The following is a 15,827-nucleotide window of genomic DNA, read 5'->3' on the forward strand; positions in this document are numbered from 1 at the left end:
ATGAGCAACAGTCTGATAGAAATTACCGCCATCGAGATCAAAGAGCTGGCCGTTATCGAGCCGAAGCAGGCCAGCGAGAAGTTCGAGCTGATCGCCAAGACCATGTCTGACGACCAGCTGGCAGAAGTGATTGAAAACATTGATATCGTTACCCTGACCCAGATTAACGGCCAGCACGACATCTCCTTCCCCTCCATCATCTCCGAGCTGATGACCCCGGAGCGGATCCGCGACATCGTCTGCCAGCAGCCGCTCTATTGGGAAGAGGCGATCAAGAACAACGCCGACGAGCTGCAACAGCACACCTTCGACTTCCTCAACTACCTGATCCGCACCCAGGATAGCGAGGCCAAACAGCGCGAGATCCTCGAGTGCGTGGCCGAAGACCCGGCCGGTCTCTTCTACCTCGCCATCCCCTTTATCGAGTTCTATCGCGGCGATCGCTATGAAGAGGACGAAGGCTATCGCGACGTGCTGCATGCCGAAGAGGAAGATCTCGAAGAGTCCCTGCGCTACAGCGAGCGCCAGCAGAGCGAGGATGTCCACGACTACGCGCTGGACGACCCGCGCAGCCTCTTGATGCTCATTCGCGAGCTGGCCCCAGAGGTGGAGAAAGCCATCAAGGCGCTGCTGCGCAACGAGCACTCCACTTGGGACGGCATCATCAACAAGTTTGCCGCCGAGCTGGTGATGCAGGCCAAAGAGAAGAACAAGGTCGAGGAAGACGAGTACGGCGACGTCGACGACATGTTCAGCTTTCTCGATTAAGGAGCCCATTCATGCAGTTAGTCATTCGCGATGCCAACCAGGGCCCCTTTCTGACTCAGGTGCTGCGCTTTGGCCGCGACAACGAACTCTTGAGTCAGCAGCAGCTGGCCGCCATCAAGGGCAAGGCGGTGCTGATGAGCCTCAAATTCGCCGACAAGTACTACAACAAGTACAAGATGCACCTGCTGGAGCAGGCGGCCCACGACGTCATCGGCGTGGTGAGCCTCGGCCTGCAGGAGCTCTCGGCGCGGGATCCGGCCAAGGCACTGGCGCTGCTGCAGGCGCCGGAAGGCCCCATCAAGCCGTTCCAGAAGGGCTGGTCGATGCTCATTACCGTCAGCCCCAAGCAAGGCGGCAACAGCCTCTACGGTGATGTGGATGCGCGCCTCTTGGACAAGATCTCGAGCCCGCCCGATGTGGAGGAGTGGCAAGGGTGGCAGGAGTACGAGAAGGCGCTGACCGAGCACAACAAGAGCCGCCTGATGGAGCTCATCGACCAGCACTTCTTCGCCTGCGAGAGCGACCACCCCACCATGGAGGACAAGCTGGCCGAAGCGCTGCTCTACCGCATCCTCTGCGGCAAGGGCAGTGGCGCCGCCCCGCTCAAGGTGAAGCAGGATCTCAAGCGCAAGCTGGCGCGGGAGATTGAGCTCGACGAGGGCTGGTATGACACCGACTACCTCGCCGCCCAGCTCGCCCTGATGCTAAGCGCGCTGCCTGCCGACATGGCCGCCGCCCTGCGTCAGGAGCTGAGCCCCGGCTTTGTGCCCAACCTGCTGCACACCCTCGGCTTTGTGCGCCAGTACCAGCTGCTGCAAAAAGAGAACGCCTCGCCGGAGAAGCTCGACAACGTCGAGATGCGCGCTGGTCTCAAGCACCCGCTGCTCGGCTGGCCGCTCTACCACGACTTCTAAGGCCGCTTTCGCCGCCCATCAGTCGCACCACAACGCCCGGCCTGCCGGGCGTTGTTCTATCCTCCCCTCACCTCTCCCAAGCAAAGAGAGAACACGCGCAAGTCACCCTGAGGCAACCCCTTCTCTTCCCGATATTTATTCACTCAAGACCCGAGGATGAATAAACAACCTGCAATACAACAACTTGGCACCAGCTGCGTTTCGGGGCAACAAAGCGGGACGAAGATCCCGTTACAGCGCCATAATCGGCACCAAATAGCCGACTGGATCACATCAACCGTGTCGCAATCACGTGGTAAATCGAGCTAAAACCACGGCTCAATCACGCATAAAAAGGCGGAATAGATCAATAAAAAGCAATTAATCGCGCCAGATTAAATTTCAGGTATGGCTATTTGCACCGCTTGGCCGCTAAATGACAGACCGGCCTTCAGACCAGCATGGAAGCGCACAAGGCTAGCCGGCAGCAGACCGGTACGCTCTCAGGATGAGTTGTGATTTTCTCTTCTCACAGGAGACAGACCGTGAGCGCTTCGAATCAACACCCCACCATTCCCCCCGGCTCCGGGGCGCTGTTCTTTATCCAGACCTTCTCGACCCTGGGGTTTGCCGTGCTCTACTCCACCCTGGTGCTCTACGCCACCAAGCGGCTCGGCTTCAGCGAATCCCAGGCCAACGCCATGATGGGGGTCTTCGGTGCCTTCAACTATGGCCTGCACCTGTTTGGCGGCTATCTCGGCGGGCGCTACCTCAGCAACCGCAACCTGTTCGTGATGGGGATGGTGCTGCAGGTGATCGGCTGCTACTTCATCGCCGAGATGGGGATCACCGGCCTCTACTGGGGGCTCGCCATGTTCCTTACCGGCAGCGGCCTCAACGTCACCTGCCTCAACATGATGCTGACCCAGCGCTTCGCCCCGGATGATCACCGCCGCGAGAGCGCCTTCCTGTGGAACTACGCCGGGATGAATCTGGGCTTCTTTATCGGCTTCACGGTGGCGGGCTACTTCCAGCTCACCGAGGATTACCGCACCCTGTTCCTGTTTGCGACGCTGGGCAACATCATCGCCATTATTGCCACCTTCGCCTGCTGGCCGATTCTGGCGGATATCAGCACCCCGCTGCGCCACGTCAAAGGGAGCGGCTTCTACCGCCGCATGCTGGCAGGTATCGCCATTCTGGCCATGCTGGTGCCGGCGCTGCGCCTGCTGCTGACCCACGCCAGCTTCAGCGGCAGTTTTGTGCTGATCCTGGGGGCCGTGGTGCTGGTGCTGCTCTGCGTGATGACCGCCCGCCACCCGGACGCCGCCGAGCGCAGCCGCATGGTGGCCTACCTGATCCTCGCCCTCGGCTCCCTTATCTTCTGGTCGCTCTACCAGCTGGCGCCCATGGGGCTGATGCTCTTCTCCGAGCACAACATCAACCTCAACGTGTTCGGGCTGCGGGTCGCCCCCCAGTGGATCCAGAACATCAACACCCTCGTCATCGTCATCGGGGGCCCCCTGATGGCGCTGCTGTTCAAGCGACTGCGCGAACAGGGGTGGAATATCGACATCCCCTCCCAGTTTGCCGCCTCCCTGTTCTGCATGGGATTGGGGATGCTGGTGCTGCCGCTCGGTATCCATCTGGCGGGGGCCGACGGGCTGGTCGCCTTCAAGTGGATCGCCATCAGCTATGTGCTGCAGAGTTTTGGCGAGCTGCTCATCTCCCCCATCGGCTACGCCATGATTGGCAAGCTGGCCCCCGCCAGCCTGCAAGGCTTGATGATGGGTTGCTGGATGATGGTGACCGGCGTCGCCTCGGTGCTGGCGGGCTATGTCTCCGGCGCCATGCCGCAAAATATCGGCAGCACCCCGGTCGCCACCAACCCGGGCTACAGCTCGGTGTTCAATATGCTGGGCTGGGGTTCGCTGGCGGGCGGCGTGGTGTTGCTGCTGCTGGTGTCCCGCCTGCGCCAGCTGATCGCCTCCAAAATCACCCCGTCACCGGCAGCGACAGCCATTCCTGTCTAATCGGGTTCGGGCCAGCCATTTCAGTGGCCCCTGCCAGTGCGAACGGTTGAATCGGCAACGCAGCTGATAATGCAAGGGGCCCCGCCATCATGGATGGCGGGGCCCTCTCTTTTGGCGGGATGGATAGCTCTTTTTCAGGTTGGCAACCTTGCGCTTGCTATGGTGTTTACCCCTATCGTCGGCTCCCCTCACCCTAACCCTCTCCCAAAGGGAGAGGGGATCAGCACCTGCCACTCTGTAGCCGAAGCTGTCACGCTTAGCTATCACGCCATACCACGGTCACTATCAATGGCTGCGATCTCTACTTCCTTCTCCCACTCTTTGCCATAGATAAAGGGAGAAAGGTCGGTGAGGAGGGAGAGCAAACCACCGACAAGCAGCAGAGCGTTAAATCAAGCAGGAACGCGTAGGGTCGATTAGCGAAGCGTAATCGTCCGCACCGCAATCCCGGTGGCCATGGACATAGAAAAGAGATCAGCTGGAGCACATGTAGAATTGCGGCAACCTGTTTTCGCGATCATCTGATTACACTTCGCTAATCAGACCTACGGGCTATGTCTCGTTAATCAGCCTTTTGATAAAACAAAATTAAAACAACATCCAACAATATATTCCACCGTTACCAACAAAGCTGTATTCACGCTGAACAGCCTCAATTAAAACCTTAACTTTTACCTGCAATTTCATCAGGATTAATTAAAATTTAAAAAACAAATAACTCAATGAGAATGGGACGAGGATGAGAGTATTCATAGTCGCTGCATGCACAATTTTCCTATTTGGATGTGTAAGCCAAACATATTGTAGCGATGAGAAATATGCTGCAGAAAAAGAACGTTTCAATTATGCAAAATGTAGTGCGGCTGTCGCAGCTGATGTTGTATTGGTAACCGTGATGATCTTGGGAGCTGCGGGAGCAGCTCAGAACAATACCAACAACTCTTCAAGTTATACAGGTAACTGTGCTTGCCCAGGTGACCTTGATGCCCAAGGAAATCGATGTGGCTTACGAAGTGCATATAGCCGAGCTGGTGGTGCAGAACCATACTGTGAGGGAAGAATGTAATGCGTTTATATCTGATAACCATTAGCTGTTGTATTTTTATAACTGGATGTGCAAAACCATCCGCAGCTCAGTTTTCATATTATTATCCCAATAATGCTTGGGATGCCGCACTTCTATTTACTATGGATTGTAATGATTACATAGACTCGCAGACGTGTTTTAATAAAAAGGCTGAGTTAGGTGACATTTATAAAAGTACCTTCTCGATTATGAAATCTCATGATGAAAAAAAATATAACTGCATAGAGCATAAATCTGTCGAAGTTATAGGGGATGATTTTATTGAGTATGTTGAGATAAACAATCTTAAATACTCATCGACCTCTGACTCATTGATATCATGGTTCAAAAACTACAGTTGTAATTCATGAGGTTAAGCATGAAGAAATAACTGCGTTAGCTATTTATAATAAACCGTAAAATAATTTCCGGATATAAGTACAAACAATGACCCTCAAAGTGATTATACACTCCCTTTTTACAATGTTAACTCTCTTACCTTTTTCTGCAAATGCAAATCGAGTTGTAATGGAGGGTAAGTTTAGAAATTTAACTTGTGCCGCAGTTATTTTTAAACCAACCAATGATGAATTTCAAACACGTGACTTTGAAAAAAACTACTTTGACAATATGAAGTTTTCGATCACACAAGACAAGTCTGGATATAAAATGACCACTGACCTTTATTCAGGCCAATTCGTAGATGTAAACTCTTCATCTGATAAGCTAGTATTCGTTCAGAGTTATAATGATGGCACCGAAATAGCGACCATAGTTATAAATGGAAAAGTTGTCACTTATACAAATACTAGTGGGACATTTTTCAATAGACTTTGTGTAGGAACAGTTGTTAATGGCTTAAATTTAAACTAAGTAACAGCCAAATATACTTCTGATTTCATGAGGGCGCTTTCGCGCCCTTCATTTATAAATTACCCTGCCTGATTTTCCCCGGCTGCCGGTTCGGCACCGGCGGCGGGTTCAATCTCGATGCGATCGACTCGCTGCAAACCGCGGGGCAGCTTGGCGCCACGGCGACCGCGCTCGCCGCGGTAGTAATCGAGATCAGAGGGTTTGAGGGTCAGTTTGCGCTTGCCGGCAAACAAGGTGACCGACTGGCCCTGCGGGATGACGGCGGCCATCACCACAAACTCCTCCCGCGCCTTCACCCGAGCCGACGGAATGCTGATGAGCTTGTTGCCCTTGCCCTTGCCGAGCACCGGCAGGGTGTTAAGCGGGAACAGCAGCATGCGCCCTTCGTTGGAGATGGCCATGCAGAGATCGGTCTCCGGCGAGCCGATCTTCTGGGGTGCCATCACCTGCCCCCCTTCCGGCACGGTGAGCAGCGCCTTGCCGTTCTTGTTCTTGCCGATAAGGTCGTCATAGGTGCAGACAAAGCCGTAACCGGCGTCGCTGGCGATCAGGTAGGGCTCGCCTTCGTTGCCCATCACCAGATGACGCACCTCTTCCCCAGCCCCCAGCGCAAAGCGGCCGGTGAGCGGTTCACCCTGACTGCGCGCGGATGGCAAGGTGTGAGATTCGAGGGCGTAGGTTCTCCCCAACGTGGAGAGGAACACCGCCTGCTGGTTGCTGCGGCCACAGGCGTGGGTGAGGTAGTTGTCCCCCGCCTTGTAGGAGAGCCCCTCGACATCTACGTCGTGGCCCTTGGCAGCGCGCACCCACCCCTTGTCGGAGAGGATGACGGTGACCGGCTCGCTCGGCACCAACTCTTTCTCGGTCAGCGCCACGGCGGTAGCCCGCTCCACCAGCGGGGTGCGGCGATCGTCGCCGTACTTCTCGGCATCGGCCAGCAGCTCTTTCTTGAGCAGGGTGTTGAGGCGACGCTCGGAGCCCAGAATAAGCTCCAGCTTGTCGCGCTCTTCGGCCAGTTCGTTCTGTTCGGCACGCAGCTTGAACTCTTCGAGCTTGGCCAGATGGCGCAGTTTAAGCTCGAGGATCGCTTCGGCCTGGGTCTCGGTAATGTTGAAGCGCTCCACCATCACCTTGCCCGGCTCATCCTCGGTGCGGATGATCTCGATCACCTCGTCGATGTTGAGGTAGGCGATCAGCAAGCCTTCGAGGATGTGCAGGCGAGCCAGCACCTTGTCCAGGCGGAACTGCAGGCGGCGACGCACGGTCTCGCGGCGGAACTGGATCCACTCGCTGAGGATGGTCTTGAGGCACTTCACCTGCGGCCGGTTGTCGAGGCCGAGAATGTTGAGGTTAACCCGGTAGTTCTTCTCCAGATCCGTGGTGGCGAACAGGTGGGCCATCAGCCCCTCTACATCCACCCGGTTGGAGCGCGGCACGATCACCAGACGGGTCGGGTTTTCGTGGTCCGATTCATCGCGCAGGTCGGTGACCATCGGCAGCTTTTTCGCCACCATCTGGGCGGCAATCTGCTCCATGATCTTGGCGCCGGAGGCCTGATGAGGCAGCGCGGTGATGACGATGTCGCCATCCTCCTCGCTCCAGACCGCACGCTGCTTGATGGAGCCCTTGCCGGTCTCGTAGATTTTGCGGATATCGTCGCGCGGCGTGATGATCTCGGCGTTGGTCGGGTAGTCCGGCCCCTGAATGTGCTGCATCAACACATCCAGCCCCGCATTGGGGTTGTCGAGCAGCTCGGCACAGGCGTAGGCCACTTCCCGCGCGTTGTGGGGCGGAATATCGGTTGCCATGCCCACCGCGATACCGGTCACCCCGTTGAGCAGGATGTGCGGCAGGCGGGCAGGCAGCACCACCGGCTCCTTCATGGTGCCGTCGAAGTTCGGCGTCCACTCCACCGTGCCTTGTCCCAATTCAGAGAGCAGCAGCTCGGAGAAGCGCGACAGCCGCGCTTCGGTATAACGCATGGCGGCGAAGGATTTGGGATCGTCCGGTGCCCCCCAGTTGCCCTGACCATCCACCAGCGGGTAGCGGTAGGAGAAGGGCTGGGCCATCAGCACCATGGCTTCATAACAGGCGCTGTCGCCGTGCGGGTGGTACTTACCCAGCACGTCACCCACGGTACGGGCGGATTTCTTGTGCTTGGAGAGCGCCGACAGCCCCAGCTCGCTCATGGCGTAGATGATGCGCCGCTGCACCGGTTTGAGGCCGTCGCCGATATGCGGCAAGGCCCGATCCATGATGACGTACATGGAGTAGTTCAAGTAAGCCTGTTCGGTAAAGGTGCGCATTGGCTGGCGCTCTACCCCGTCCAGACTGAGCTCGATAGCATCACTCATGTGATTTTCTCTTTCGGTTCGGGAGCCGCCACAGGGCGACTCCGGCTAAATACTTGCCAGCCCCGACAGGGCCGGCCGACGGCTTAGATGATGGCGAGGTTGCCCTTCTCTTCGAGCCATTCGCGGCGATCGCTCGCCCGCTTCTTGGCCAGCAGCATGTCCATCAGCTGCAGGGTCTCGTCAGCCGCATCCCCTTCACTCTCCCCTGCCGGATCCATGGTGAGCTGCACCAGACGGCGGGTGTTGGGATCCATGGTGGTTTCCCGCAGCTGTTTCGGGTTCATTTCGCCCAAGCCCTTGAATCGGGTCACCATCACCTTGCCCTTCTTCTTCTCGGCTTCGACCCGCTGCAACACGCCGTTCTTCTCGTCCTCGTCGAGGGCGTAGTAGACCTCCTTGCCGATATCGATCCGGTAAAGCGGCGGCATGGCAACGTAGACGTGGCCCTTCTCCACCAGCGCACGGAAGTGCTTCACAAACAGGGCGCAGAGCAGGGTGGCGATGTGCAGACCGTCCGAGTCCGCATCCGCGAGGATGCACACCTTGCCGTAGCGCAGACCGGAGAGGTCGTTGGAGTCGGGGTCGAGACCGATGGCCACGGAAATATCGTGCACCTCCTGCGAGGCGAGCACCTGACCGGCCTCCACCTCCCAGGTGTTCAGGATCTTGCCGCGCAGCGGCATGATGGCCTGAAACTCGCGATCCCGCGCCTGCTTGGCACTGCCGCCCGCGGAGTCACCCTCCACCAGGAACAGCTCACCCTGCATGGGGTCGGCGCAGCCGCAATCGGTCAGCTTGCCGGGCAGTGCCGGGCCCTGGGTAATCTTCTTGCGCACCACCGTCTTGGCGGCGCGCATCCGGCGCTGGGCGCTGCTGATACAGATCTCGGCAATCTGCTCTGCCAGCTCGGTGTTGCTGTTCAGGTAGAGGCTGAAGGCATCCTTCACCACGCCGGAGACGAACGCCGAGCTCTGGCGGGAGGAGAGGCGTTCCTTGGTCTGACCGGCGAACTGCGGATCCTGCATCTTGATGGAGAGGATGTAGGCGCAGCGATCCCAGATATCTTCCGGAGTCAGCTTGACCCCGCGCGGCAGCAGGTTGCGGAACTCGCAGAACTCGCGCATGGCGTCGAGCAGACCCTGACGCAGACCGTTGACGTGAGTACCTCCCTGCGCAGTGGGAATGAGGTTCACATAGGATTCGGCGAGGCATTCGCCCCCTTCCGGCAACCAGCAGAGTGCCCAGTCCACCGCCGACTGTTCGGAGCTGAAGGAGCCGATAAAGGGCTGCTCCGGCAGGCAGGTGTACTGCTTGACCGCGTCGATCAGGTAATCCTTGAGGCCATCTTCGTAGCACCACTCCAGCTTGATGCCGGTGTTCTTGTCGAGGAACTTGATGGTGAGGCCGGGGCAAAGTACCGCCTTGGCTTTGAGCAGGTGCTCCAGCTTGGTGACCGAGAACTTGGGCGAATCGAAGTAGCTCGCCTGCGGCCAGAAGCGCACCCGGGTGCCGGTGTTGCGACGACCGCAGGTGCCGGTGATGGTCAGCTCCTGCACCTTCTCGCCGCGCTCGAAGGCGATGTCGTAGACCTGACCGTCGCGACGCACCGTCACCTCGACCCGATCGGAGAGGGCGTTTACTACCGAAATACCCACCCCGTGCAGACCGCCGGAGAACTGGTAGTTCTTGTTGGAGAATTTGCCGCCCGCGTGCAGCTTGCAGAGGATCAGCTCCACCCCGCTGACCCCCTCTTCCGGGTGGATATCGACCGGCATGCCGCGGCCATCGTCGATCACTTCGAGGGACTGGTCTTCATGCAGGATCACCTCCAGATTGCGGGCGTGACCTGCCAGCGCTTCATCGACGCTGTTGTCGATGACCTCCTGGCCGAGGTGATTGGGCCGGGTGGTGTCGGTATACATGCCGGGGCGGCGACGCACCGGTTCAAGGCCATTGAGGACCTCAATGGCATCCGCATTGTATTGAGTAGACATGGAGGGCCTTGCGAATTGACGTTTGGGGAGAATCTTACTCGTTGGGAGGGTATTGGACAAACTTGGCTGCGGGAAAGGGTGATCCGGAGGGGATTGTGCCCCTCCCAAGGCTGTTTCAGCTCCCCTCGGCGGGGCCCGGCAGCGCCTGTTGCAGCTGGGAGAGCGAACTTTGCAGCCGCCACACCATGCCTGCCAGCTCTCGCGCCGTGCCATCGCCATGGTTGGCCAGCCCCTGACTGATCCGCTGCAGCTCGGCCAGCGTGCGATCCAAGGAGGCGTGCTGCACCCCCTGCTCGGTGAGGATCCCCTTCAGGCTGCGGATACAGTTGTCGCGCACCAGATAGAGGGGGTGCTCGTCACCGCGCCACTGGCGCAGCTGCCAGACGATATGGCTGCAGTTGAGCAGCACCACGCCCCAGCGCAATACCCAGAGGCGGGCGGTCTGATCCTGACTCTGGCCGAGCTGGCTGATGCAGTGGTAGATGAGCGACTCGAACTGGCTCTCGCTCTGGCGCGGGGCGGGCTCCAGTTGCTCCATGAAGTGGCGGCGCAGGGAGCGGATGAGGCGGCGGCTCTTGCGCCGATCCGAGCTGGGTCGCAGCAGCTGAAACGCCAGCGCGGCGCTCATCACCCCCAGCATCTGGGCAAGGCTGCTGTTGATGAACTGCTGATAGTCGTAGCTGGGCGGATTGGTGATGGCGAGAAACGAGCCGAGCAGCACGATCATCTGGCCCCAGAGGCCCGCCTGCCGCACCTGCTGTTGTTTGCAGAGCTGCATGGTGAGCAGCGCCGGAAAGAGCAAGAGGCAGAAGATCCAGAAATCGTCGATGCGGATCATCAGGCCAAACTTGACCGTAAAGCAGATGAGGCTGAGCAGCAGGATCGCCCTGAGCATGGTGTTGGCCCCCTGAGCCGGCGCCGGGGTCGCCGAGTAGAGCACGCAGCAGATGGAGAGCATGGTGAGCGCCGAGCTGCCCGCATCCCACTGACTGTTGATCCAGAAAGTGCAGCCGAGCAGCACGCAGAGGAAGGTGCGCCCGCCGTTGTAGGCGGCCTCCAGCGTGTCGGTATGGCTGGTGAGGGAGGTGTGACGGGGCGGCGCCGGCCACTCCTGATCGTCGTAGCGGGTCAACCGGTCGAGCCAGCGCTGGCACTCCAGATAGCTCCAGCAGAAATGGCGCAGCCGCAGCAAAAAGGTGCGCAGCCGGTAATCATGCTCGCTGGTCGGCATCAGGGGAGCCAGCAACCTCGCGACCCGATACTTGTCGCACTCCGGCTTGCCAAGCTCGGCCAGCAGGGTGGCGAGCAGCGCCTGAATGCCTTCCGGTTGTTCTGGCCAGTTGTGCAGCATGCGGCGCTGGCTGGAGATAAGGCTGATCAGGCGCAGCTGGCGATGGAGCAGGAAGTTGAGCAGCCGGTTCTGGCGCCGCAGCCGGTGATGGCTCCAGACCGCCTGAATGCGTAGTACGTTCATGGTGAGGATCTGGCCGATCAACCCCTCGTGGGAGCTGCGTACCTCGTGCGTCATCTCCCCCAGCCAGAGCAGCTGGGCATGCTCCAGCAGGCGGGCTTGGCTCTTGCGCAGGGATTCCAGCAGGGTTTCGCTGTCGGAGGTGCTGGGCAGGATCATCATCATCAGACCGCCGCAGAGGATGCCGATGATCACCTCGCTCACCCGCGCCTGGGCAATATCGAAGATATGGTGGGGATCCGCCACATTGACGCAGGAGAAGGCGATGATGGCGGCAGTGTAACCGCCGAGGGCGAAGGCGTAGGAGACGTTGTTCTGATAGTGGTTGGAGATGTAGGTGCACAAGCCCAGCCAGAGGGCGATGAGAAAGCTGAACAGCCAGGGATCGCTGATGCCAAGACCGGTGATCATCACCGCCGCCATCGCCCCCATCAGGCTGCCAACCACCCGCCCCAGACTCTTGCTGATCACCCCGCCCACAGTGGGAAAACTCACCACCGCGGCCGAGCTCATCGCCCAGTAGGGGGAGTCGAGCTGCAGCACGAAGGCCAGCCAGAGCGACAGGCACATGGCCAGCGCATTGCGCAGGGCATAGCGCCACTGCCCCCCTGTCGCCTTCCCCCAGGGGGTACGCAGCCAGAATGACTCGCTCACCCTACTCGCCAATGGTGATGGTGCAGGTGGTGCCGGCGATCAGCGTCACGTCCGCCGGCACATCCAGCAGCCTGATCCGCACCGGCACCCGCTGGGCCAGCCGCACCCAGGGCACGTTGGGTTTGACGTCGATCAGCAGGCCGTTGCCGCCATCGACGCTCTGATCGTGGATGGCGCGCCCTATGCTCTCCACCTCGCCGCGCAACCGCTGTTCACCGCTGTAGAGCACCACTTCAGCCGGTTTGCCCGGTGCTATGTGGCCGAGCTTGGTCTCTTCAAAGTAACCCTGCACATAGAAGGAGTGAGTATCCACCAGCGCCACCAGCGGCACGCCGGCGCTGGCATAGTTGCCGACCCGGGTCTGCAGGTTGGTGATGTAGCCATCGCTCGCGGCATGCACCCGGGTCTTGGCCAGCGACCACTCCGCCTTCTCCAGATTGGCCTGTGCCACCTGATAGGCCGCCTGCATCGCCTGGGCATTGAGGCGCGCTTCGTCCATCGTCTCGGCGGAGATGACGCTACGCGACAGGCCGCTGCGGCGATTCGCCTCATGCTCGGCCTTGTCGAGATCCGATTTCGCCTTGGCCAGCGCCGCCCGGGCATTATCGAGGGCGATCCGGTAGGGCTCGGGGTCGAGCGTAAAGATCTCCTCCCCCGCCTTCACCAGCTGGTTGTCCTTCACCGCTATCTTGATGATCTTGCCCGACACCTCGGGGGTAATGCTGACCAGCTCGGCGCGCACCTTGCCATCCCGGGTCCAGGGCCCCTGCATGTAGTAGTTCCACAGCCACCAGCCCGCCGCCAGCGCCAGCGCGCAGACCAGCAGGGTGGAGAAGTATTTGAGGGTCGCGAGAGGTGATTTAGCCATGTAACAGCATCCATAGAGCGCCGCTGACGGCGAGGATAAAGAGGGAGAGATCCATCAGCAAGGGGTGCCAGACATCCCCGCCATAGAGCCAGTCACGCAGCAGATGGTGCACCGGCAGCCAGCAGAGCAGGCCGAGCAGCACCGCCTTGAACAGCGGCGGAAAGTAGAGAGAGGCGCCCAGTACCAGATCCGGCAGCGCAGAAGGAGTTGTCACAAACGTGCTCCCTGTTGGCAGTGAAGTTCAGAAGAGTTCGGCCATTCCCTGCCCCGGGCGAGGCAAAGTAAACAGGCCGCTAAAGATTAACACTGCCCCGCAGGGTGCAACAGGTACATATGAGCCCCTTTTGTTCAGACCTGTCGATCCGCTGGATGATGCACGCCATCGCGCGTCGGCACCGCCCCCAGCTCGAACGGGTTGACCCCTTCGAGACAAGCGAGGTTGTAGCCATACTCGGCCGGGTTGGAGCGGCGCTGATGGTGGGTATAGATGCCGCAGATACTGCAGAAGTAGTGTTTGGCGGTGCGGGTATTGAACTGGTAGCAGCGCAGCACCTCCTCCCCTTGCAGAATGCGGATGCCGGACAGCGGCACCGAGGCGACGATAGCGCCCCGACGTCGGCATAACGAGCAGTCACAGCGGCGCGGATCAACCACCCCATCCGGCAGGGTCAGCTCCAGCACCACGGCGCCGCAGTGGCAGCTGGCCTTGTGTTTCTCTTGAATCGGGGTATTGCCGATGCGCTTGATCATCCAGCCTCCTTGCAGACGGGTTCACTTCCTCAGATGTCAATCAAACAGGGTATCGCGCCGCCCCTGCTGCAAGTGCTCATGGAGGGTGCGCAACTGGGAGGCCACCACCCGATGGCGGGAGAGCGGGGGCAAGTCGTCGATGGGGAAGTAACCCGCCCCTTTGGTTTCATCGGTTTCGCCCAGCAGCTGGCCGCCGGCCACCTCGCACAGAAAGAAAGCCTTGTGGGCGTGAGGCAGCTGGGGCGGATGAGGATGTTTTAGCTTGTCGAACAGGGCCAGCAGTTGCACCGCACGGCACTCAAGGCCGGTCTCCTCCACCACTTCACGCACCACGGCATCCGCCGGCGAGTCACCGATATCGCACCAGCCACCGGGCAGAGTCCAGCAGTCGTCGCTGCGCTCCTGTACCAGCAGGATATGGCCCGCATCGTTCTGAATGAAGGCCCGCACATCGAGCTTGGGGGTGGGATAACCACTGTCGAGGGCAATCCAGTCGCTGATGGCTTCCGGCGCCAGCTCGCCCTGGCTGGCGATAAGGGCCACGGTGGCCGCTCGCAGCGCCTCGAAACGGCCGATATCGAAGGGGTCTTTGGAGTAGGTGAGGCCCGCTTGCGCCGTGACCAGTACCTGTTCCAGAAAGGCGGCCAACGGCGGTTGCATGATTAAAGCCCGAGGAAACGGATGATCTGGGCGGGGTAGCGCTCGAACGCCACGAAGGCGTGGTCGCCGCCGCACTCCAGCGAGAGGCGGGCAAAGCGGTATTCGTCCAGCGCCTTACGGTAGTCGAGCACCTCATCCCCCTGCTGTTGCAGCACCCAGAGTCGCTCCGGCGCCGTCACCGGTACCGCCAGTGCCCGCAGCTCGTCCATATGTTGAGGCAGCAGTTCGTACTGCTCACCCGTATAGGGATTGGTCTGGGGGCCAAGGTAGTCGCAAAGCAGCTCGTGCGGGCACACCGCCGGATTGATCAGCGCCGCGCGGCAGCCGTACTGCTCGCTGACCCGGGTCGCCATAAAGCCGCCGAGGGAGCTACCCACGGCGCCGAGCTTGTAGTCACTACCATAACGACGCTGCAGATCAGCAATGGTCTGCTCGATAGCCGCCCAGGCCGTCGCTGGCGTATTGGGCTGGGCCGGAATGATCACCTCGATGTCGGGCCGGTTGGCGGCCACCCAGGCAGCCATCTGCTGCGCCTTGGCGGAGCCCGGTGAGGAGTTGAAACCGTGCAGATAAAGGAGAACCGACTTCATGCAATGCTCTCCTCAATAACCGGTGGCGTTGGGGTCGGGCACAAACTGTCCCACCGGCAGGCGCCACACCTCGCTGGCCACCCGCCCATCCGGATAGAGGGTGAGATAGCGCCAGCCCGGGCCGGATTCATCCAGCGCAAAGCCATCAGAGAGAGGTTTGAACTGGATGCAGGTCGATGGGCTGGCAATCAGCCGCACCCCGCGGTGCACCTCGTCAAACTCCTGATGGACGTGGCCAAACAGGATGGTCTTCTGCTGCGGATGACGGGCCAGTACGGCGAACAGGTCATCGGCATTCTTGAGATTGTGTTGATCCAGCCAGGCACAGCCCACCGGCACTGCCTGATGGTGCAGGGTGATAAGAGCGTGGCGATCAGGATATTGACGCAGGGCACGGTCGAGGGCGGCCAGCTGGTGATCGCCAATCATGCCGTGGGGTTTGCCGCGCACCTGGGTGTCGAGCAGGATCACCTGCCAGTGGTCGCCCACCAGCTGTTTGGATTCACTGATCCCGGCGGCATGGAGATATTCGGTCATCAGCGGGCTGTCATCGTGATTACCCGGCAGCCAGTAGATGGGGCGGCCCAGGGGCGCCATCATGGAGGCGAAGCGCTGATAGGATTCCGGGCTGTGATCCTGCGACAGATCGCCGGTCGCCAGAATCACCTCGTAGGGGTGTTCATTGGCCTGCACCTGTTCCAGCACGGCGGCCAGACTCTCTGCGGTGCGCACAGCCAACAGCCGCCCTTCGGCACTCGCGAAGAGGTGGGTGTCGGTAATTTGCAACAGGCGCACACTGCCGTCCTGCGCCTGGGGGAGCTCTGTTTCCAAAATCACGCTTCTTTTTATTTGT

General features: G+C 59.7%; 13 protein-coding genes. 4 read left to right on the forward strand and 9 right to left on the reverse strand.

Going from position 1 to position 15,827, the window contains the following annotated elements; genetic code table 11:
- The 4 genes from atcB (at position 1) to G5380_RS12710 (ending at position 5,633) form a co-directional block, all read left to right on the forward strand.
- Positions 1-768: a cold adaptation protein AtcB gene (gene atcB, locus G5380_RS12695; protein ID WP_005335887.1), complete on the forward strand. Its 768-nt coding sequence runs from the start codon at positions 1-3 to the stop codon at positions 766-768.
- Positions 769-779: 11 nt separating this feature from the next.
- Positions 780-1,682, forward strand: coding sequence for a cold adaptation protein AtcC (atcC, locus tag G5380_RS12700; protein WP_270819166.1), 903 nt, complete (start codon positions 780-782; stop codon positions 1,680-1,682).
- Between the two features lie 524 nt (positions 1,683-2,206).
- Positions 2,207-3,694 (forward strand): peptide MFS transporter, encoded by a 1,488-nt coding sequence (locus tag G5380_RS12705; protein WP_421352790.1) that lies wholly within the window; start codon positions 2,207-2,209, stop codon positions 3,692-3,694.
- A gap of 1,513 nt (positions 3,695-5,207) precedes the next feature.
- Complete coding sequence (locus tag G5380_RS12710; RefSeq protein WP_143182601.1) at positions 5,208-5,633, forward strand: hypothetical protein; 426 nt, start codon at positions 5,208-5,210, stop codon at positions 5,631-5,633.
- Between the two features lie 59 nt (positions 5,634-5,692).
- Here G5380_RS12710 and parC read toward each other — a convergent pair whose 3' ends face one another.
- The 9 genes from parC to cpdA all read right to left on the reverse strand — a co-directional run bounded on the left by parC (position 5,693) and on the right by cpdA (position 15,805).
- Entirely contained in the window at positions 5,693-7,987 is a 2,295-nt protein-coding gene (gene parC / locus G5380_RS12715) for a DNA topoisomerase IV subunit A (RefSeq protein WP_421206162.1), read from the reverse strand.
- A gap of 83 nt (positions 7,988-8,070) precedes the next feature.
- Positions 8,071-9,981: a DNA topoisomerase IV subunit B gene (gene parE, locus G5380_RS12720; protein WP_421192158.1), complete on the reverse strand. Its 1,911-nt coding sequence runs from the start codon at positions 9,979-9,981 to the stop codon at positions 8,071-8,073.
- Between the two features lie 115 nt (positions 9,982-10,096).
- Complete coding sequence (locus G5380_RS12725) at positions 10,097-12,106, reverse strand: FUSC family protein (RefSeq protein ID WP_421311326.1); 2,010 nt, start codon at positions 12,104-12,106, stop codon at positions 10,097-10,099.
- 1 nt (position 12,107) lies between these two features.
- Positions 12,108-12,974 (reverse strand): HlyD family secretion protein, encoded by an 867-nt coding sequence (locus G5380_RS12730; RefSeq protein ID WP_215802040.1) that lies wholly within the window; start codon positions 12,972-12,974, stop codon positions 12,108-12,110.
- The gene (locus G5380_RS12735; RefSeq protein ID WP_033113020.1) at positions 12,967-13,209 is read right to left on the reverse strand and encodes a DUF1656 domain-containing protein; all 243 of its coding nucleotides are present in this window, start codon (positions 13,207-13,209) and stop codon (positions 12,967-12,969) included. The genes G5380_RS12730 and G5380_RS12735 overlap by 8 nt, the downstream gene beginning before the upstream one ends.
- Positions 13,210-13,322: 113 nt before the next feature.
- Positions 13,323-13,724: a GFA family protein gene (locus G5380_RS12740; protein WP_421209320.1), complete on the reverse strand. Its 402-nt coding sequence runs from the start codon at positions 13,722-13,724 to the stop codon at positions 13,323-13,325.
- Positions 13,725-13,760: 36 nt separating this feature from the next.
- On the reverse strand, positions 13,761-14,384 hold the full coding sequence (locus G5380_RS12745; protein ID WP_421209318.1) for an NUDIX hydrolase: 624 nt from the start codon (positions 14,382-14,384) through the stop codon (positions 13,761-13,763).
- A gap of 2 nt (positions 14,385-14,386) precedes the next feature.
- Positions 14,387-14,974 (reverse strand): YqiA/YcfP family alpha/beta fold hydrolase, encoded by a 588-nt coding sequence (locus G5380_RS12750; protein WP_421209317.1) that lies wholly within the window; start codon positions 14,972-14,974, stop codon positions 14,387-14,389.
- A 12-nt stretch (positions 14,975-14,986) separates the two neighbouring features.
- The gene (gene cpdA / locus G5380_RS12755; RefSeq protein WP_041202814.1) at positions 14,987-15,805 is read right to left on the reverse strand and encodes a 3',5'-cyclic-AMP phosphodiesterase; all 819 of its coding nucleotides are present in this window, start codon (positions 15,803-15,805) and stop codon (positions 14,987-14,989) included.
- Between the last annotated feature and the right edge of the window lie 22 nt (positions 15,806-15,827).

This window comes from Aeromonas sp. 604443, assembly GCF_049170315.1.
GTDB classification, from domain to species: domain Bacteria; phylum Pseudomonadota; class Gammaproteobacteria; order Enterobacterales; family Aeromonadaceae; genus Aeromonas; species Aeromonas veronii_A.

Excerpts from the sequence above, each read along its gene's own strand:
- atcB (WP_005335887.1), top strand. The coding sequence starts at position 1 with ATGAGCAACAGTCTGATAGAAATTACCGCCATCGAGATCAAAGAGCTG.
- atcC (WP_270819166.1), top strand. The coding sequence starts at position 780 with ATGCAGTTAGTCATTCGCGATGCCAACCAGGGCCCCTTTCTGACTCAG.
- G5380_RS12710 (WP_143182601.1), top strand. The coding sequence starts at position 5,208 with ATGACCCTCAAAGTGATTATACACTCCCTTTTTACAATGTTAACTCTC.
- parC (WP_421206162.1), bottom strand. The coding sequence starts at position 7,987 with ATGAGTGATGCTATCGAGCTCAGTCTGGACGGGGTAGAGCGCCAGCCA.
- parE (WP_421192158.1), bottom strand. The coding sequence starts at position 9,981 with ATGTCTACTCAATACAATGCGGATGCCATTGAGGTCCTCAATGGCCTT.
- G5380_RS12730 (WP_215802040.1), bottom strand. The coding sequence starts at position 12,974 with ATGGCTAAATCACCTCTCGCGACCCTCAAATACTTCTCCACCCTGCTG.
- G5380_RS12740 (WP_421209320.1), bottom strand. The coding sequence starts at position 13,724 with ATGATCAAGCGCATCGGCAATACCCCGATTCAAGAGAAACACAAGGCC.
- G5380_RS12745 (WP_421209318.1), bottom strand. The coding sequence starts at position 14,384 with ATGCAACCGCCGTTGGCCGCCTTTCTGGAACAGGTACTGGTCACGGCG.
- G5380_RS12750 (WP_421209317.1), bottom strand. The coding sequence starts at position 14,974 with ATGAAGTCGGTTCTCCTTTATCTGCACGGTTTCAACTCCTCACCGGGC.